This is a genomic window from Methanospirillum hungatei JF-1, assembly GCF_000013445.1.
Taxonomy (GTDB): domain Archaea; phylum Halobacteriota; class Methanomicrobia; order Methanomicrobiales; family Methanospirillaceae; genus Methanospirillum; species Methanospirillum hungatei.
Window position 1 is genome coordinate 73,355 of sequence record NC_007796.1, and the last position, 17,989, is coordinate 91,343.

Here is a 17,989-nt window from a genome sequence, read left to right on the forward strand (position 1 = left end):
TGCCAAGATGGAAGATCTCATCCATGCAGAGAAATTCTATGACTGGCTCGAAGAGAGTTTCTCTCCTCTCGTGGTATCATCAGATGATGATGAGTCGATAATCCTCCCTCAGACCATCATTACTCCCACAGCCCGTCCGCGACTTACTACACTGGATAAAAAATCAATGGAAGTCAGGGAGCACTTTTCTGACTACCAGATGACTATTGAGAAGATTAACTCCATCCCCGAGCGGATTGAGAAGATCCTTAAGGATAGAATAAAGGATATCAAACGCCAGGAAAACCCGAACTTCAGGCTTACTCAGAAACAATACACGGTATTTCTGACCAATCTTCTCAAAAAGGGCGATTTTGAAGACTGGGTCATGCAGACCTTTCCGCTTCCAGCTGACATGGAGCAGGAAGTCTTCACGGTCAGGAAGGCTGTTCCTGAAGAAGAGATTAAGATTCCTGACTGGGTCGATGCAGCGGCATTTGAGGGCCTGAACCGGTTTGAGCAGGATAAATTCCGCGCTTTACTCCGGGATCACCTCTCTTCCCTGAATGAACTTGTCGAACACCCACAAGTTACCCAGCGGATGTCCAAACGGTTCTTTGAGCTGATAGCCATAGGTCTTCCGCACCGGACCAATACCACTCTTGCCAAGATTATCATCGGACGTGAGATTGAGGGTCTGACTGATCCCTCCCGGATTGTAACAGACGAGCAGTATGCCAAGATTCTCGCCCAGATGGTCAAGGAATATAAGCACACCAGGATAGAACCATGTGAAGCGGTCGGAGTTGTTGCAGCCCAGTCTATCGGTGAGCCGGGTACGCAGATGACGATGCGTACTTTCCACTACGCGGGTGTGGCTGAAATTAACGTTACCTTAGGTCTTCCCCGTCTGATTGAGATCATGGATGCCAGGAAGGAACCATCCACCCCGACCATGACCATCTATCTCCGTGAGGGGTACTCAACTGACCGTGATAAAGCGCGGCAGGTATCCTGGCAGATTGAGGCAGCTCCGCTTCAGGAGTTTGGAGATATAACCACTGACATGGCAAATATGCAGATCGTGGTTCATGTCAACAAAGCGGTCTGTGAGAAACGGAAGATATCAGTCAGGGAGATCCTTGAGACCGCTCCAAAGAAGATCAAGGAACGAAGACATTATCGTGATTTTGAGTTTGAGACGAATGAGTCTGAAGGGCTGCTCATCTTCATCCCCAAGGATCGGGGGAGTTATCAGAACCTGTTCCAGCTCAAAGAACATGTCCGGAATGTTATCGTTCAGGGTATTGATGACATTGAACGTGTAGTCGTCAGAAAGGAGTCCGGAGAATACATTCTCTACACCGAAGGCTCCAACCTGAAAGATGTGTTTGCCATCCGTGGTGTTGATACAACCAGGACCAGGACGAACAACATAAACGAGATTTCACAAGTTCTTGGTGTCGAAGCCGCCAGAAATGCCATCATCAACGAAGCACTTGCGACTCTCTCCGAACAGGGTATCATGGTCGATGTGCGCCACATCATGCTCGTTGCAGATATGATGTGCATGGAAGGTGAAGTAAAGCAAATCGGACGTCACGGTATTGCCGGAGAGAAGGAATCTGTTCTTTCCCGTGCAGCATTCGAAGTGACCGTGAATCATCTCCTGGATGCGGCAGTGGCCCATGAAGCTGACATCCTCTGTGGTGTGACTGAGAATGTCATTGTTGGTCAGCCAATTCAGCTTGGAACAGGGGATGTTAAATTAGTAGTAAAGCAGAAAGTATAGGGGTATCTGATATGGATTTCAATACATCTCTGAGACGTGCAATTAAGACTGGGAAGGTTATCCTCGGTCAGAACGAGACAAAGGACAGCATTGAGAAGGGATCTGCAAAGCTTGTCGTCGTTGCGGCAAACTGCCCTGCAGAATTTTCCGGTTATCTCTCCGGTAAGGATGGAGTAAAGACGTATACCTATGAAGGGTCAGGCGTCCAGCTTGGTCGTGCTTGTGGTAAGCCCTTTATTGTGAGCGCACTAGCAATCGAAGAGTCCGGTGACTCTGACATTCTTACCCTTTCCCGGTAACGAGGCTGCATGGGAGTAGTCCTGAATGAAGAAACAATCGCACTTATCGCCCAGTTTGAAAAAATCACAGGGGCAGGAAGTCGCGATGTTATTGATGATGGTGACGATGACCGTCTCATTTTCATTGTAAATCCCGGCGATATGGGATACGCGATTGGGAAAAAAGGCGTCAATATTAAAAAAGCATCAGAATCTTTCGGGAAAAGGATAGAGGCTGTGGAGTATTCTGACGATCCGGCACAGTTCATCAGGAACTGCTTCCATCCGGCCCAGGTGAAAGAGGTACAGTTTTCAGATTATCATGGCGAGCAGATCGCCCATGTTGTCATCCGGGATGAAGATCGTGGCCGTGCAATTGGGAAGGCAGGAAAAAACCTGAACCGGACCAAGATGCTGGCATTAAGAGAACACGATATTCAAAATATCATTATTGAATAACCGGACAGCATCTTACTTTTTTCATTCATAATCTTGAAATAGGTGGCAGTAGGATTCACTCATATGGCTCTTCATATGAGAACATGGAGATGGGTCCTGATCGGTGCAACACTGGTCCTGATTTTAGCCGGATTTTCATCAGTTGCATGTGATACTGGGGATTTCCCGGTCCCCGTCACAACGGTTCAGCCTCCTGCAAATCTGACGGTATCAGTTCAACTGAATCAGGAAGGGAAGTATACAACCGCTATTTTCAGAGGCGGGCATGGACAGAGATTACTTAAGGAAATACAGGTCGAGGTAATTCACCCGGACGGGTCCAAAGACTCAGGAGTAATCGGAAATGTTGTTGGTGATTCGGTCATGCTCAAAGGGTCAGGGTGTGGCGACCAGGTAATTGCCACAGCCAATTTTAAAAACGGTATGAGCTATGTCATTCTGAATGAGAAGATGCAGTATATCCGGGGTATCTGTCCTGCAGATTATTCTCCGACTGTGGATCCCTGTGAAGAGATTGCCCGTTCTCCCTCATTGAAACCTGATCCTGTTCAGGAAATTCCTGTGAACAAATCTGTAGTCATCCAGGCAAATGTCGATATTAGCAGAATTGAGGTTCAGTTCAGGGGTGGATTCGGTCAGAATATGATAAAAACTTTACAGGTTCACCGGATCGGTCCGGACGGGTCAAAAGAGACACAGAGCCTTGGAAAAAACATCGGAGATGAGGTTGTTTTTACCGCGACAAATAATTGTATGGACAGAATCGCTGCAGATGTGTCATTTATTGACGGTACAATGTATCATTTCTATGATAAGGTCATTCGTATCAGTCGATACATGTACCTCTAAATTTTTTTAAAAACGAGCGGACCTGGAGGGATTCGAACCCCCGACATTCGGGTTAGAAGCCCGACGCTATATCCTGGCTAAGCCACAGGCCCAAAGATGTGCCTTATTTTATTTCCACCAGTACCAGATAATAGTAGCGTATGAATAAAGAGGATGGTGAGTTTTTCACCCTGCATGGTACGCAACCGGCCTGACCACATCAACAATTCTTGGTTCGGTAATTGAACATCTGGTAACATTTGCACGAATGGTGGTTTTCGAGAGGAATTTGAGCTTCACCCGTGCAGCGAGTTTTTCGCGCTCCATGATATGATATCCTGACCCTGATTCAACGGTATGTTTCATGGTAATTGCAACGGAGATGACTTCAGCGATAATTCCTGTATCACCGACAGTAACATCTTCGCAATCAACAGTTGTCAGAAAAATGAGTGAACCTGGTGTCACCTGCGTCAGTGAGATAACATTATGTGCACTGGTAAGTTCAATAGTCCGTGGAATACCTTTTTTCAGTTCTTCGATAACCTGGGGAAAAATCCCGGTAAGTGCAATACATTCCATGGATATCACCCATACATCGGCAGTTGCGGTTCTTTCCTGACTGGTTGCTCTTCAGCGGTCTGGACATCTTCTGCCAGTCTGTGCATCTGCGCTTCAATTTCTTCAGCTTGTTCAATAAGGCCTGACGTTTCAATCTGCAGATTATACAGAATATTCAGTACATCCACCGTTTTTGCAGCAGCCCTGGGATCTGGTGCATTGATCGTCTCTCCCAAAAGGCCAATACCCGGTATCCCTCGTATCTTACACTCGGTGAGTATACTGCTGGCAATACCGGAAATACTACCAATAGGGAGCCTGATTGCAGAGTCACCAAGTCTGTCCAGAAGGGGTTTTTCTGTAGCAACTGAGAAAACCCGCTTTTCCGGCTCATTTGTAATAATACCAGCCAACGTTACGACTTCTGATACATTATAAGGAGCGAGCCAGTCAAGAATGGCATTTGAGACTTCGTAACATATTTGGGGATGAATAGGAATGTCGGCAAGAATAGCAACAAACTTACCCTTTTCATAAATTCTCACCGGAACAGCAATGACACCCTCTGACATCATTGCCATTGGCGGGAAATATTTACTGGTCATTGTCCCGATGGAATCAAACCCGAGTTTTTCAACTAAATAAGAGAGCGCAATACTTCCTACAAGACCACTTCCCGGAAATCCGATCAAAATTGCGGACCCTTCGGAAGTGAGGGGCCGGGCCTGAACGAGAACGTCAGGTATCTGGCTGGGGGTCATATATCAAAATAGGAGAAAGAAGAAGATAGGTCTGTCGCAGCAGGATGAGGCACATATCAAACGGTACTTAACCCTGCAGGACGTACTTTTCTTACTACTGATGATAATGCCGGAATACAGGTGGTATCTAAAAACGGTAAAAACACCGATTTTAATCTATCTGCTTCTCATAATGATCCTTTGTTTGTCCGGTTGTGTCCGGCCTGAAGCCGGATTTACCGTTCGTCCGGAATCATTCAGGCAACCACCTGATGTGTATGCAAATGAAAGTACATCAGATGTAATTCTGTCAGTTGGAGATACCATGATGGTTTCATACCCCTGGACACCGGAGGATGGCAGGTACTGGCGTGTCTCAGTAACTGAGGGATTATTTGTCACTGGCGACCGGTACACTCCCTTTCCACCCGGTATTCCAGTTGAAGTCTCCGGAACCCGGGAATGGATGGTGTGTGCAACCTCACCCGGTATTCAGACTTTTGTCGGATATCTGCGACCGAGAAATTTGTCATGGAATCTGGAAACTATCCAGCATAAAATTACCGTAACGGTTCTGTAAGAAAATATGATCTTATGAAAAGAATGAGAATTGGAGTCGCTGGAAAATTATTGCTGATAATGGTTCTGCTCACCAGTCTCATCTTCATCATTATCGGCGGTATATCATGGATTGTGATGGGGAATCTGGGAGCCTATGCAACACAGTCCAGTCTTGCTCTTGGGGAACAAGCCATAGGTGAGAGCACAACCGCTCTGGAAGAGGATGCAGAGATCTATCTTCTCCGGCTTGTAAAAGACCAGGCAGAGATCACCGATATGGTCTTTGAACGGATCATTTCCGAGATGAATGTCCTCAATGACTATGGAAAAGTGATGATCAAAGAAAATAATGTGACTCCTGTTACGTGGTATACCCGTGATATAAAGCCCGCAAAACCAGGTGAGACGGGTATCATCCATCTTTCTCCCGGAGTGACAGCAGAACACGTTCTGGATGAAATCATGGCACTGAGTTCATTCCAGCCTGTTTTCAATACCCTTTTCCATGCAGATAACCGGCTCACTGCATTGTATGTTACCTCTTCTTCAGGGATCACCTTCATCTTCCCCTGGACTCCACGAGTTGATCCTACCTTTGAACCACGATCCAGAAGCTGGTTTTTGGAAGCGGTGAATAGTTCGCAATTCGTATGGTCTGATCCGTATGTTGATGTCTTAGGAAATGGTCTTACCATCACCTGTTCGAAGGCAGTTCACAGTCCTGATAAAACCCGGACATGGGTCATTGGTTCTGATATTACTATTGAAACGATTAACTACCGGATTATCACCACCCAGCTTGGTGAAGACGGATATGCATTTCTGATAAATCAGCGGGGGGATATTCTCTCCAGACCTGGTCTGAGCGCTGGAGAGACCAGGTGGGATAAGTCATACGAGACAGAGAATCTTCTTCAGAGTACGAATGAAGATCTCAGAAAGGTTGCAGAAGAGATGACCAGGGGTCTTTCCGGTGTCAGTCGGTGCAGATTTGCAGAAGGTGACAAGTATATCGCCTATGCACCGGTAAAAAGTGTCGGATGGAGCATTGGCCTTGTCGTACCGGTAGAACAGGTAATCGGACCTGCTCATATCACCGGTTCAGTCATCCGCCTGGCAAGTGAAGAAACCCATTCACACATCACCGAACAGATGTCCTTTTTGCAAAAAATCCTTATTACAAGTTTCTTTCTCCTTTTCATCGGAGTGACGGGTATTGCAATATTCTTCTCTAAAATCATTACCGGTCCTGTTATGATACTAAGTGAAGGGGCCAGACGAATCGGGAATGGGGATCTGCAGACTCCGGTTGAGATACATACTGGTGATGAGTTTGAGGAGCTGGCCGGCGCCTTTAACCGGATGACAAATGACCTTCGCAATTATATTGTAGAACTTCGGAGAACCACCGCAGAGAAGGAGCGATTTACGCGTGAACTTGAGATTGCCCAGGGAATTCAGCAGAGTTTCCTTCCAGACAACGTTCCTGATATTCCTGGTATGGAACTTGCGGTATTTTCAAGCCCGGCTCTTGAAGTTGGAGGAGATTTTTATGACTTTATCCCGGTTGGTGATGATCAGTGGGGGCTGGTTATTGCCGATGTGAGTGGGAAAGGTGTTCCAGCAGCACTGTTCATGGCACTCTCCCGAACCCTAATCCGGGTAAGTGCTACCTGGAAAAGCTCTCCTGCAAGTGCAATCACTGAGGCAAACACGCTTATCTGTCGTGACTCCAAGGCCAGTATGTTTGTAACGCTCTTTTACCTGGTTATCGACTCAAAGAAACGGCAGATCACCTATGTTAATGCCGGCCATAATCCTCCCCTGATGTTGACCGGAGGAGACCAGAGTGATATAACCCTTTTAAAGGCTGAAGGGATCGCCCTTGGAATCATCGATGATATTGACCTTGCTTCGGTAACGGTGGATTTGAAGAAGGGAGATATGGTTGCGCTTTATACTGATGGTATTACCGAAGCGATGAACAAGGATGGAGAGGAGTATGGAATAGAACGGTTTACTGAGGTTTTAATGCAGAACCGTGACCTTGATCTTTCCGCACTCATTAATGCAATAAAGACATCCATCAAAGAGTTTACAAAAGATGCTCCCCAGTCAGATGACATCACTCTTATCCTCTTCAGGGCAGTCTGATCCTTTATTTTTCCATCGGAAATTGCAGGATGATCTCTTCATCACCAGGCTTTGGTAATTTCACAATTTTCCCCCCGGCATACCTGACGGTTCGGAGAAGGGCCCGTGAAAGAGGAAGCTCGGGTTTCCAGTCTACACCGACTGGCGTGATTGCGATATGAACGAAATCTTTTTTTGGAAAAATCTCAACATTGACACTATCTGCACCATACAATCGGTAATAATCGGACAATGCACTATAGATATCTGATAACCGGTCGACATCGGCATATATGAATTGAACAGTATCCGGAGTTTTGATAGAGAACCTGATCTCTTTGCAGTTTTGGTACTCTGCAAGTCTGCTCAGCAATATATTTCGAAAACTGGTGACATCATCGATAGAATGCAACAGGTCATCATCACTGAATGCACAAGAGTTCTGTTTCAATATAAGATCATTCAGGACGTGTACCGGATCACATTTTTTGAGTCTCGCAGTCGGAATCACTCCCTGCATGGCAGATAAAAGATCTGAGAATAGTCTGGTAGTCCGACGAACCAGGGAGGGATCGATGAGGTGCTCAAGAGTATGTCCTGTAAGATATGACCTGATCTTTTGAAGTGTCTGCAAAGATTTCAGGATAACCTGTAGCTCGGAGAGTTTTTTCTCTTGAAAATCTTTGTAATAGGTTGTAAATCCATCAAGGGTTTTTTCAATATCATCGACAGGTATGAGACGTTCCAGGTCTTCTGCGGTTTCAAATTCTTCAAGTTCTTCAAGATGGTACCGAAGGAGCATGATTCTTCCGGCAACAATAGGAAAGAGTCGGTATGCCTCATCCATAAGGTCCATAGCATGTCTCATGGAAAGATTTACCCGCCCTTTGTCAAAAAGGGCAACATCTGGTAAGGTTTCATGAGATTGCTTAAGATTGTGAAGTATTTTTCGAAACTCCGACACGCTGAATGCATTACCATGTCCCGGACAGATCACTGAAATTTCATAATTCTCAAGTATCCATTCCATCCTTTGGAGCGTTTTAGAAAATTCAATGGTGTCCCACCCCAGAATCCCTGCAACTCCGGGATTGAGTGCAAAGGGGATATCCCCGACATGCAAAAGATTTCCAATACGGATGGCCATACTGTCATATGAATGCCCCGGTACTGCCCAGAAAAACAGTGATTGCCCGTCAGGAAAGCGAAGCTCTTCAGAAAGCAGGAGGATTTCGTCCGAAATGTGTATGTTATTGGGAATAAGCTGAAATCCCGGTAAAATTTCCGAAATTTCCAGATCCTGGTTTTTATTATGGAAAAGCGGGAGTTCTATCTGAAGGGGCGGTATTGGTAAATCCACCAGATAGGCCTGGGTATATCGCTGGTCTCCTGTTCTGATAATATCTGCACCAGATGCATGACAGACAAATACCGGCTTTCCAAATTTTTCAAATCGCCGGTCTACCAATCCCTCGTAGATGTGATCGTAGTGCGCATGCCCGAAAATGATGATGAGTGGTTTTTCTCTGTCATATGAACATGTTACTAGAGCATCACATGCAGTGTCCATAACTTCCTGCGACGCACCCGTATCTAAAAAGACAATATTATCCCCTATAGTGAGTAGATACACATTCGAGCTGGTCACGTCAGGTTTTCGAATACAGGGAAAGATTCTGGCATGAGCCGTACCAGGAACATCCTGCCATCGTTCATTCTGCAGAATAGCCTGTTTCGTTTTCACGCATTGATCTCGCTTTCACAAATCATAAATTCCTAGCAGAGAACTGATTATACTAGGACTTGTGTCATTATACATGGAGAAGATAGGATAATGGAAGATCATCTTTCAATACAGGAACGTGAAATCTCCGGAATTACTATTCTGGATATATCCGGAAGAATAGATGCTGCAACTTCATCACAAATTGAAGGAGAGCTGGGAAAGAAGATTGATACCGGGGTTACGACTCTTATCCTTAACATGAAGGATTTGAGTTATATCAGCAGTTCTGGGCTTCGGGTAATACTCGCAGCATTGAAGCGGGTCAAGGCCGAAGAAGGGACCATCGCACTCGCTACTCTACAGCCTGGTCCCGGAGAAGTTTTTAAAATGACAGGATTTGACCGGCTCTTTCCGATAAGTCCATCGGTTGAACAGGCAGTTGAAAAACTCAAATCGTAATTTTATGTCTCGTTCGAATATGAATGGCAGTATATCAGATTAACCTTGAAGATGCGATCACTGCAGTAACACAACTTGCAGAATTCCTCTCTGACATAATTGAAAAGGAGAGCATTTCTTTTGAAGTTGAAAATGCAATGCAACTTTCTGCAGAAGAAGCAGTTGTGAACATCATCACCCACGGGTATAATGGGAAACCTGGAATGATCGAAGTGACATGTGAAATTGCAGATGGTTTTGTTACACTCACGATCTGCGATGAGGCACCGCATTTTAATCCGTTAACTATTCCGCCTGCAGATGTTGATGCAGGAATTGATGAGCGGCGGATTGGCGGTCTTGGGGTTCACCTGATCCGCTCACTCATGGATAAAGTCAGATACAAGCAGACTGATTCCGGTAATTGTCTTATCATGCAAAAGGCATTATCATCCTCTCTTTCCTGACAGCAGAAACCATCTGAAGAATGGTGGCATAGTTGTTTGGGTACACATGACCCAATCCTATGTTCATGGATATTCTGAACGTGAAGCTGAACGACTGTTTGATCAGGCTGAAACGCTGACCTGCCTGATTCACCATGACTCAATTTTTCCTCCGGGCAGTAGGATACTTGAAGCCGGATGCGGGACCGGGGCACAGACCTGTATTCTTGCGGGTAAAAACCCCCGTTGTGAGTTCGTTTCTGTTGATATTTCTCACACATCACTTGCAATTGCAGAAAAGCGGGTGAGTGCTGCAGGTCTTTCGAACGTTACCCTGCAGCATGCAGATATTCTAGGAGATGAACTCCCATTTGGGATGTTTGACCACGCGGTTTTTTGCTTTGTTCTTGAACATATTCGAAAACCTGAAGAAGCAATCCGCCGTGTCATGAAGATGGTAAAACCAGGTGGCACGGTTACTGCTATTGAAGGGGATCATGGATCGGTTTGTTTTCATCCGGAGAGTGAAAAGGCTCTCATGGCCATCCGGTGTCAGGTCCTTCTTCAGGAACGAGCCGGGGGTGATGCCTGTATTGGAAGAAAACTCTATCCGCTGCTGGTTTCATCAGGGCTCACCGATGTCATGGTTTCACCACGGCTGGTCTATGCTGATGGGGGGAGACCTGACTTAGCCACGGGATTTACTGAGAAGACCTTCATAGCCATGATCCAGGGGATCAGAGATCCAGCAATTGCGGCAGGTCTGATGTCAGCAAAAGACTTTGATGAAGGGATATCGGATCTGATTCGATCTGCCCAAAAAGACGGGACATTTAGTTATACATTCTATAAAGGACGTGGAATTAATCCCTGAAAATTGATTATTAAAAAAAAAGAGGGCGCGCAACAGCATTCTCCACAAATGCTTTAAGTAAAATTGTTTTCCTGAAAACAATGATCCAAAATCACTGGATAAACGAAAACCATACCATTAGCTTATTACCTTATTGAGTTGACCTAAAGAGACATGGATCGGATTGTAACGTTCCTTCTCTTACTGGTTTCAGCACTCCTGCTGGTACCGGGGTGTATTGCAGAAGAACAGGTAGCACCTGAAGCAACTGAAGTTGTTCCAGAAGTCCCGGTTGTGGAAGAAGCAACCGAAGAAGTCGTTGAAGAAGTTGCAGGCGAAGTTCAGGCTGAGGAAGTAACTGAAGTCGTCGCTGAAGAACTTCCGGTGTACAATGTCACCGCTGATGTAAACAGCACTGAAATCAACATGACTGTTGGTCAGATTGCAATGATCGAACTTCCGGTAACTACTGACTTTGAGTGGAATGTAACTGCATCAGAGGGTCTTACTATTATCAAGGACATCCATGTCGATGCAGTTGACGAAACTGTCGGCGCTTTCCACCAGTGGTTTGTTGAAGCTGTTGCAGCTGGAGAACAGTCTTTCTCTGGTGTAGAAAAGAAGGCAGATTCAGAAGAGACTGGCAGCGAATACACTCTTAAAATCCTCGTAGAGTAAATTTCATCTATTGTCGGATAACCCCGACACTTCTTTTTGTTCCAGATTACGTTTTTATTGTATTGTTCTGCAATTCGTGCATACGATCACCTTATTGGGTTGGTATGATAACATGATTGATCATGGATCGGATTGTAACGTTCCTTCTCGTACTGGTTCTAGCGCTCCTACTAGTACCGGGGTGTATTGCTGAAGAACTGGCTGCACCTCTTGCATCTGATGTTGCTGGAGAAGTCCCGGTTGCAGAAGTAACAACTGAAAAAGTTGTTGAAGATACCACCGAAGAGACTACCGAAGAAGTCTTCGCATACAATATCTCTGCTGACGTAAATACGACTGAACTGAATATGACCCTGAACCAGGTAGCAATGATTCAGCTTTCTGAAAATCCTACTACCGGCTTTTCATGGAATGTAACTCTTTCTGATGGCCTTACCCTTCTGAATGACAGATATGTTCAGGATCCCACACCAGAGGGGATGGTTGGTGTTGGTGGTATCCATGAGTGGTACGTTGAAGCTGTTGCTGCAGGTAACCAGACTTTTGATGGTATCTATAAACAGCCATGGGAAGAAACGGTGGGCAATGAAACGACCTATTCCCTGGCGATTCTCGTAGAGTAATGATAGGTGAATATCAGATGAGTTCCATCTCTTTTTTTGTGAGTTGACTATTAGGCAGGGGTTTGCAATTCGAACACAAAGAACTGTGTATGAAGCCCAAAAAAGAAGAGATTCAGGATTCTGATATGACTGGAGTTCCCTTTTCTATCGCTCTGATATGGAGTTCAACCAGTTCCTGCATCCGGGGAACATGAAACTGATCTGCAATATCCTGAATTGCCTCCAGCAGATGCACTGATTCCTCGAGGTAACTCAGGATATCGGCAGGATAGATCTCAATCCCAAACTCATCTCGAAGGTACTGACTGATCTGAATATGATCAAGTCCTGATTCCCGAAGCTCAATTATTTCCTTGACAAATTTTCGTTCAGGACAACCACAAAACGGGTTTTCCTGGCATTTGCAGGAGAGAAAACTCTTGATAAACGCCACTATCTGTTCTCGTGTTGACCGATCAAATGAGTCATATGGCACGGAGAGAAGCGCCTCAAGAGTTGCACCATGAAAGGCTCCTTCTGGGAGTCGAAACCCAATTAATTTTCCGATCTGACGGCTATAGCGAAGTCGTGCACGGGATGCTATCATATATGCTCCAAGGTAATGAAAGAGAATCAGGATCCTATGTAATGATCCTTATGAATCGTGTATGATCGTTTGTTGTTTATTGATATATCATCTGTTACAGGTATATAATTTCAGAATGTTCTGTGCATAATCGTCTGAAAGGAAAAAAATTTATGATTTTTCAGATGTCAGAGTCTCCGGATGAGATAGTAATCTGATTACATCTCCCATCGCTCTATATTTCTTGTCTCCGGGTCAAATACAATTCCGACCTCGTAAATTGGTCTTGAATCTGATCGATACTTCTCTGCATATCCCCGCTTTCTGATCTGCTCAAGTGGACTTTCATCCCCACTCTTATCGATCCCAATGACTTTGAACTCAAATATCCAGATTCCTGATCTCGTCTTCACGGTGAGATCAACCCGCCCTTTGTTCGATGTATCTTCCGGAATAACTTCGTATCCAAGACTTGCAAAATAGGTGTATACCACACTGGCATAATACCCCTCATATCTGGCGATCGGGTTGTTTCTGTACCAGTCATGTGGAATGGATGCAAAGAACGAATGAAAACAAGAATGTAACCGATCACTATCCTCTTGTTCCAGTGCATCATACAACTGGTCACGAATGCCGAAGGAATCACGTCCGATTAATGCCTCTGAAAAGAGATAGTTCAGTGATGACCTGACTTCGGTGTTTGGATAACCAAGGACACAGCGAAATCCCCGGATTGGATCGGAGGTCCACGATTTTATTGTTAGATAACCTGCCTGAAAGAGGAGTGTTTCAGTTCTGATGTATTCAGGATCAAAGGATCCCAGGAGGTCATCACCGGCGATAAGGCCTTCGTATTCTGCTGGAAGGCGGGGGTGTTTCTTCCAGAGGGCTATGAGAAATGAAGGGGTGCCTGTCTCAAACCAGTATGGTCGAATTATCCCCTTTGAGAAGAGGAGAAGAATATCAAACGGGTTGTAAACAGATTCGCCGGTCCATGAATACCCATCATACCATTCACGAATCTCATCAACATCAAATTTCTTGAGATATTCAGAAAAGACTGTTTCAAGATCATGCTGAGTGTAGCCGCAAATAGCTGAATATGGCCTATCAAGGGTGATGTCATTCAGATTATTCAATCCTGAGAATATTCCTGTTTTAGCAAATTTCGAAACACCAGTAAGAAGAACAAACTTAAGATGGATATCAAGTGGTTTTATTGCTCCATAGAAATTTTTCAGACAATCCCGCATCTCCTTCACGAGGCTGATATCCCCGATATTATCAAGAATCGGTCTGTCATACTCATCGATGAGGATGACTACCTGTTTCCCGGTTTTTTTTGCAATTTTTGGAATGAGTGAGAGGAGCCGGACACCGGGATCCCCGCTGCTTTTATCGATCTCATAATATTCCTCCCATTCATCAAGGGTAGTAGTTAATCTGGTAATGAGATCGGAGATCTCTTTGAGTGTCCCTCCTGCAAAATCAACCCGAAGAACCGGGTACGTTGTTTCAAAGTCCCAACCCGCATCTGGAGAATCGAGGTATAACCCGGAGAAGAGTTCTTTCCGTCCGGAAAAAGCACAATCAAGGGTGTCAATGAAGAGACTCTTTCCAAATCTTCGGGGACGTGAAAGAAAGTAATATTTCCCTTTCGCGACCAGTTCGGAGATGAACTTGGTTTTATCGACATATGCATATCCTCCGGTTCTCATCTCTGAAAATGCCTGAATGCCGATTGGAAGTTTTGGAAGAGACATATTGCTGAGAAGAGTAGGGCTTGGAGAACTGATGATTCTTACGGATGTTAGGGTAAAAAACTCCGGTTCCTTCGTATCCGTCTTCAGATATAGGCCCTTGGTTATCACCAATTTTTGTGTGTGTTATTCAAACAGAAGGAAGGATCAATCAATGAGGGGGTTGGTATGTATCAATTAATTACTGAGAAGTATGGAATTTGAGGATGCTGTGTTTTTCAGACTCTGACAATTCTGACATCACATTTTTCTGCGGTTTGTGCCTGCCGCTCATCACTGGTGATCAAGAGTTCACCTCTGGCGATTGCTTGTGATACAAAAAGCAGATCGTAGAATGAATGTTCGAATTCTATCGCAATGTGGAGTGCCTCCGGATCATATTGCTCATTCGGTTCGATAGTTATTCAACAGCCTCTGAAAAAATATATTTACGAAACCTCGCCTGCTTCCTCGTCAAAGTTCTTGAGCGTTCCCATGGCCTCATTCATAGTCTCAATCTGAATAAGCCATTCATCAAAGACGCCCATATCCTCTGAGTCCTTAATATATCTGCCACAGCAGGATTTGCCATTAATGACGTTCGCACCGATCTCCGCAGCTATCGCGAGTAGTTCTTCGGTATTCTCCTCATCAATACTACGTCCTTTCTTGACAAGAGCCTTGATATCTTCGTCATAGCCACCTTCCAGGTATTTTTTGGCAGAGGCAAACAGGACAAGTAACTGGAAGTGCATGGGGGCTATGAGTTCAATCATATCCTCCCCTACCTCCTGTTCCATGATGATCTCCTCTACCTCGATGAGTTTATTCATCGATTCCTCCTTCGAAAACCTGTTGTTCTGGTAGAGCTTGATGATCTTCAAGACTTCAATACAGATATCCTGATTAAAACCATTCAACAACTGGTATCCTTCAGGCATATCATCATCATCGCCACCCTCAAAATCAGCCTCACGCAGGGAGTTTATCCAGTTATCCCATCGCTCCTGGCTGTAAAAGATATAGAAGAGCTTCATTGGAGCTTCTTCCTGCGCTGATGCCGATTCTTTCTTTTTGCGTGGAGCCATTACATACACCTGTGATTGACCGGGCATAAGAGTTTGTCGGCTGCATGGCATGAGCCGGTATACTACCCAGCCTTTCAACAGCCATTTCAAGACAGAAAATAAAGTACTGACGAGATGGAGCAGGATACCCGCAAGGTCGTGATGGTCCGGTTCGGAGAAATATTTTTAAAGAGTGAACCGGTGCGCAGGGAGTTTTTAAACAGGCTCCGGGATAATATCCGTGCCGGTCTGAAGGGACTGAACGTGGAAGCGACTATAACGATCACCCGGAGCAGGATTCTGGTCAGTTCCGAATCCCCCGTAGATCTTGTACCCATGCTCTCACGGATTTTTGGCGTCATTGATATAGCTCCGGTAACGGTCTGTGGGAATAGTATGGATGATCTCTGTGATACTGCGATCCAGGTTGCACAATCTCATCTCATGCCCCATACCCGATTCGCGGTTCGGGCTCGGCGTGAAGGTGTTGAGGGTTTTTCCAGCCAGGAACTTGCTGCAGAAGCAGGATCCCGGATCATAGATGCCATTCCTGATCTAAAAGTGGATCTGACTGCACCGGAGTATGAGATCTTTATCGAGGCCAGAAAAGATGGGAGCATGGTGTACGATACCCGGATATCCGGTCCGGGCGGCCTTCCTTATGGGACCCAGGGAAAAGCGGTTGCTCTCATCTCTGCCGGAATAGACTCACCGGTTGCTGCCTGGTTGATGATGCGCCGGGGTGTCCGCATGATCTTCCTTCATATCGAACCGGGAAAATTTGGTGGAGAAGATATCAGACGAAACCTTGAAAACAACCTTGCCGCACTTTCACACTGGGTTCCGGGTCTTGAATTACCTGTCATTACCATCCCTGCTGAGCCGTTCTATCAGGCACTTATGACCCTCTCCGAACCCAAGCTCAGGTGTGTTCTCTGTAAACGTGGCATGCTGGAACTGGCATCACGCTACGCACAAAAATCAGGCTGTGATGGTATTATAACCGGAGATAATCTTGGTCAGGTAGCAACCCAGACCCTTCACAACCTTGCTCCCATCTCTGCCGGTATAGAGATCCCAATCTATCGTCCGCTCATCGGGTATGATAAGGAGGAGATTATAACTCTTGCACGAAAGATAGGATCATTCTCATCTGAACCAGGGGACACCTCATGCAGTGTCCTCCCTCCCCGGCCGGTTACCAGGTCAGATGTCCATCAGATTGAGAGGCTTATGGAACAAGCATCTTTAGGGTCCGTCATCGAAGATATCCTAAAATTTTCATCGATAAAAGTGATAAAAAATGGAATTTTTCAGAGTACCTGATAGTATTACCGTGAGCAGACCAGCCCTTCTTTCTCTGCTATTTCAATGAATGACTCTGCAATATAATCAGCCTGTTCACTGGTAATGCCATAACTGTTAAATTTCCAAACCCTGGTAGATCCTGGAAGGATTCCTGCAATACCCCGTTCACGAAGAGCACTGGTCAGGAAAAAACCCTTCTTTTTATGTGTCTTGGCAACGGTGTCAAATGAATCGGTTGTATTCATCCTGGTGAGGGTATGTTTCCGGGGGTACTCGCTTTGAACTTTTGTTCCTTCTATAGTAAGCAGGGCATCGACAATCCGGTTTACGTATTGTACCTGTGCATCAAATTCTTTCACCCTTCTCTTCACATGGGGAAATGATGCCATCATCCCGACCGATGTAACGCCCATCAGAGTACATCCCATCATCTCAACCTCTTTTACTCCGAATGTCCTGCCGGTGAGATCTCCCTTAATACCGGTCGTCCTGAAGACCTTCTCTGCCCATTCGCTGGTTGTTGCAAGAACACCGGATGGAGCAGGAGCAGCCATGCTTTTATGACCAGAACCAACAAGAAAGTCTGCACCCAGCTCTTTTCCGTTTACATCCATGATACCGATCGTATACGCTCCATTACACAGGACTGGAATATCATATTGGTGAGCAACCTTGCTGAGATCCGAAACCGGGTGCTGGTTTCCATACTGATAGTCAACCTGCTCAATAAACATGAGGGCCGGGGTTTTCCCGGTTGTCTTAATCACTTCCTCAATTCTGGCTGCTGCTGCGTCCGGGGTTATGATGTGTGATTCATCAGCAGGAATTTCAAAAGCTGTTCCCTTTGACTGTTCCACAGATAAAAATTCCGTGTAATGGGAGTACGCTGTCAGGAGGACTGGATCACCTGGTTTTACCATGGCAGAAGCAACGGCCTGAAAGCCTCTTCGTGCACCGGGCACCAGCCTGGCAACATCCATGTTCAGAAATGAAGCAAGATCCCTATGAAATTCTGCCAGCGGGGGCTTGGAGATATGATCAAGTCTGAATGGCTTGGTACAGTGATCGCAGACTGAATATCCGTCACCATATGCCAGGACTGCCTTCATGGCATCGGTGGTCAGTCGTCCACCGGCCTGAATTGGATCAAGGTTGATAAAAAGCTCATCAATCTGCCTGGAATCGATGCCTTCACCACAATTCATGCCAGTA

General features: G+C 45.5%; 19 protein-coding genes and 1 tRNA gene. 12 read left to right on the forward strand and 8 right to left on the reverse strand.

Going from position 1 to position 17,989, the window contains the following annotated elements:
• Nucleotides 1-580 precede the first annotated feature (580 nt).
• From rpoA2 to MHUN_RS16965, 4 genes are all read left to right on the forward strand, one after another.
• Nucleotides 581-1,771, forward strand: a complete 1,191-nt coding sequence (gene rpoA2 / locus MHUN_RS00295; RefSeq protein WP_048067662.1) for a DNA-directed RNA polymerase subunit A'' — start codon at nt 581-583, stop codon at nt 1,769-1,771.
• Nucleotides 1,772-1,782: 11 nt separating this feature from the next.
• Nucleotides 1,783-2,070, forward strand: coding sequence for a 50S ribosomal protein L30e (locus MHUN_RS00300; protein WP_011447129.1), 288 nt, complete (start codon nt 1,783-1,785; stop codon nt 2,068-2,070).
• Nucleotides 2,071-2,079: 9 nt separating this feature from the next.
• A complete protein-coding gene (locus MHUN_RS00305) occupies nt 2,080-2,508 on the forward strand; it encodes a NusA-like transcription termination signal-binding factor (protein ID WP_011447130.1) in 429 nt (142 codons plus the stop codon).
• 63 nt (nt 2,509-2,571) lie between these two features.
• A complete protein-coding gene (locus MHUN_RS16965; protein ID WP_011447131.1) occupies nt 2,572-3,357 on the forward strand; it encodes a hypothetical protein in 786 nt (261 codons plus the stop codon).
• A 17-nt stretch (nt 3,358-3,374) separates the two neighbouring features.
• Here MHUN_RS16965 and MHUN_RS00315 read toward each other — a convergent pair.
• The 3 genes from MHUN_RS00315 to MHUN_RS00325 all read right to left on the reverse strand — a co-directional run bounded on the left by MHUN_RS00315 (nt 3,375) and on the right by MHUN_RS00325 (nt 4,658).
• Nucleotides 3,375-3,449, reverse strand: a tRNA-Arg gene (locus MHUN_RS00315).
• Nucleotides 3,450-3,522: 73 nt separating this feature from the next.
• A complete protein-coding gene (locus tag MHUN_RS00320; RefSeq protein WP_011447132.1) occupies nt 3,523-3,918 on the reverse strand; it encodes a DUF473 domain-containing protein in 396 nt (131 codons plus the stop codon).
• Between the two features lie 5 nt (nt 3,919-3,923).
• A complete protein-coding gene (locus tag MHUN_RS00325; protein WP_011447133.1) occupies nt 3,924-4,658 on the reverse strand; it encodes a proteasome assembly chaperone family protein in 735 nt (244 codons plus the stop codon).
• 172 nt (nt 4,659-4,830) lie between these two features.
• Between MHUN_RS00325 and MHUN_RS00330 the strand changes: the two genes are divergently transcribed.
• Together MHUN_RS00330 and MHUN_RS00335 are read left to right on the forward strand one after the other, a co-directional pair.
• Complete coding sequence (locus MHUN_RS00330; RefSeq protein WP_158498116.1) at nt 4,831-5,217, forward strand: protease inhibitor I42 family protein; 387 nt, start codon at nt 4,831-4,833, stop codon at nt 5,215-5,217.
• Nucleotides 5,218-5,240: 23 nt separating this feature from the next.
• A complete protein-coding gene (locus MHUN_RS00335) occupies nt 5,241-7,352 on the forward strand; it encodes a SpoIIE family protein phosphatase (protein ID WP_158498117.1) in 2,112 nt (703 codons plus the stop codon).
• A gap of 4 nt (nt 7,353-7,356) precedes the next feature.
• On the opposite strand, the gene MHUN_RS00340 is transcribed toward MHUN_RS00335, so the two are convergent.
• A complete protein-coding gene (locus MHUN_RS00340) occupies nt 7,357-9,075 on the reverse strand; it encodes an MBL fold metallo-hydrolase (protein WP_011447136.1) in 1,719 nt (572 codons plus the stop codon).
• A gap of 90 nt (nt 9,076-9,165) precedes the next feature.
• Between MHUN_RS00340 and MHUN_RS00345 the strand changes: the two genes are divergently transcribed.
• From MHUN_RS00345 to MHUN_RS00365, 5 genes are all read left to right on the forward strand, one after another.
• Nucleotides 9,166-9,516: an STAS domain-containing protein gene (locus MHUN_RS00345; RefSeq protein WP_011447137.1), complete on the forward strand. Its 351-nt coding sequence runs from the start codon at nt 9,166-9,168 to the stop codon at nt 9,514-9,516.
• Nucleotides 9,517-9,539: 23 nt separating this feature from the next.
• Complete coding sequence (locus tag MHUN_RS00350) at nt 9,540-9,962, forward strand: ATP-binding protein (RefSeq protein ID WP_011447138.1); 423 nt, start codon at nt 9,540-9,542, stop codon at nt 9,960-9,962.
• A gap of 46 nt (nt 9,963-10,008) precedes the next feature.
• Nucleotides 10,009-10,815, forward strand: a complete 807-nt coding sequence (locus tag MHUN_RS00355; RefSeq protein ID WP_011447139.1) for a methyltransferase — start codon at nt 10,009-10,011, stop codon at nt 10,813-10,815.
• A 153-nt stretch (nt 10,816-10,968) separates the two neighbouring features.
• The gene (locus MHUN_RS00360) at nt 10,969-11,472 is read left to right on the forward strand and encodes a protease inhibitor I42 family protein (RefSeq protein WP_011447140.1); all 504 of its coding nucleotides are present in this window, start codon (nt 10,969-10,971) and stop codon (nt 11,470-11,472) included.
• Nucleotides 11,473-11,594: 122 nt separating this feature from the next.
• Complete coding sequence (locus tag MHUN_RS00365; RefSeq protein ID WP_011447141.1) at nt 11,595-12,095, forward strand: protease inhibitor I42 family protein; 501 nt, start codon at nt 11,595-11,597, stop codon at nt 12,093-12,095.
• Nucleotides 12,096-12,207: 112 nt separating this feature from the next.
• Here the strand turns inward: MHUN_RS00365 and MHUN_RS00370 are convergent, their stop codons facing one another.
• The 3 genes from MHUN_RS00370 to MHUN_RS00380 all read right to left on the reverse strand — a co-directional run bounded on the left by MHUN_RS00370 (nt 12,208) and on the right by MHUN_RS00380 (nt 15,490).
• Nucleotides 12,208-12,681, reverse strand: coding sequence for a DUF5814 domain-containing protein (locus MHUN_RS00370; RefSeq protein WP_011447142.1), 474 nt, complete (start codon nt 12,679-12,681; stop codon nt 12,208-12,210).
• Between the two features lie 197 nt (nt 12,682-12,878).
• On the reverse strand, nt 12,879-14,426 hold the full coding sequence (locus tag MHUN_RS00375; protein WP_011447143.1) for an ATP-binding protein: 1,548 nt from the start codon (nt 14,424-14,426) through the stop codon (nt 12,879-12,881).
• 425 nt (nt 14,427-14,851) lie between these two features.
• A complete protein-coding gene (locus tag MHUN_RS00380) occupies nt 14,852-15,490 on the reverse strand; it encodes a DUF2150 family protein (protein ID WP_011447144.1) in 639 nt (212 codons plus the stop codon).
• Nucleotides 15,491-15,604: 114 nt separating this feature from the next.
• Here MHUN_RS00380 and thiI point away from each other — a divergent pair, with 114 nt between their 5' ends.
• On the forward strand, nt 15,605-16,795 hold the full coding sequence (gene thiI / locus MHUN_RS00385; RefSeq protein WP_143709299.1) for a tRNA uracil 4-sulfurtransferase ThiI: 1,191 nt from the start codon (nt 15,605-15,607) through the stop codon (nt 16,793-16,795).
• A 5-nt stretch (nt 16,796-16,800) separates the two neighbouring features.
• Here the strand turns inward: thiI and pscS are convergent, their stop codons facing one another.
• Nucleotides 16,801-17,982 carry an O-phospho-L-seryl-tRNA:Cys-tRNA synthase gene (gene pscS / locus MHUN_RS00390; protein WP_011447146.1) on the reverse strand — a complete coding sequence of 394 codons (1,182 nt, stop codon included), beginning with the start codon at nt 17,980-17,982 and terminating at the stop codon, nt 16,801-16,803.
• Nucleotides 17,983-17,989 lie beyond the last annotated feature (7 nt).

Coding starts and splice junctions, on each gene's coding strand:
- MHUN_RS00365 (WP_011447141.1), top strand. CDS start 11,595: ATGGATCGGATTGTAACGTTCCTTCTCGTACTGGTTCTAGCGCTCCTA.
- MHUN_RS00335 (WP_158498117.1), top strand. CDS start 5,241: ATGAGAATTGGAGTCGCTGGAAAATTATTGCTGATAATGGTTCTGCTC.
- MHUN_RS00360 (WP_011447140.1), top strand. CDS start 10,969: ATGGATCGGATTGTAACGTTCCTTCTCTTACTGGTTTCAGCACTCCTG.
- MHUN_RS00345 (WP_011447137.1), top strand. CDS start 9,166: ATGGAAGATCATCTTTCAATACAGGAACGTGAAATCTCCGGAATTACT.
- MHUN_RS00350 (WP_011447138.1), top strand. CDS start 9,540: ATGGCAGTATATCAGATTAACCTTGAAGATGCGATCACTGCAGTAACA.
- MHUN_RS00325 (WP_011447133.1), bottom strand. CDS start 4,658: ATGACCCCCAGCCAGATACCTGACGTTCTCGTTCAGGCCCGGCCCCTC.
- MHUN_RS00380 (WP_011447144.1), bottom strand. CDS start 15,490: ATGGCTCCACGCAAAAAGAAAGAATCGGCATCAGCGCAGGAAGAAGCT.
- MHUN_RS16965 (WP_011447131.1), top strand. CDS start 2,572: ATGGCTCTTCATATGAGAACATGGAGATGGGTCCTGATCGGTGCAACA.
- rpoA2 (WP_048067662.1), top strand. CDS start 581: ATGTCCAAACGGTTCTTTGAGCTGATAGCCATAGGTCTTCCGCACCGG.
- thiI (WP_143709299.1), top strand. CDS start 15,605: ATGGAGCAGGATACCCGCAAGGTCGTGATGGTCCGGTTCGGAGAAATA.
- pscS (WP_011447146.1), bottom strand. CDS start 17,982: ATGAATTGTGGTGAAGGCATCGATTCCAGGCAGATTGATGAGCTTTTT.
- MHUN_RS00330 (WP_158498116.1), top strand. CDS start 4,831: ATGATCCTTTGTTTGTCCGGTTGTGTCCGGCCTGAAGCCGGATTTACC.
- MHUN_RS00355 (WP_011447139.1), top strand. CDS start 10,009: ATGACCCAATCCTATGTTCATGGATATTCTGAACGTGAAGCTGAACGA.
- MHUN_RS00300 (WP_011447129.1), top strand. CDS start 1,783: ATGGATTTCAATACATCTCTGAGACGTGCAATTAAGACTGGGAAGGTT.
- MHUN_RS00305 (WP_011447130.1), top strand. CDS start 2,080: ATGGGAGTAGTCCTGAATGAAGAAACAATCGCACTTATCGCCCAGTTT.
- MHUN_RS00375 (WP_011447143.1), bottom strand. CDS start 14,426: ATGTCTCTTCCAAAACTTCCAATCGGCATTCAGGCATTTTCAGAGATG.
- MHUN_RS00320 (WP_011447132.1), bottom strand. CDS start 3,918: ATGGAATGTATTGCACTTACCGGGATTTTTCCCCAGGTTATCGAAGAA.
- MHUN_RS00370 (WP_011447142.1), bottom strand. CDS start 12,681: ATGATAGCATCCCGTGCACGACTTCGCTATAGCCGTCAGATCGGAAAA.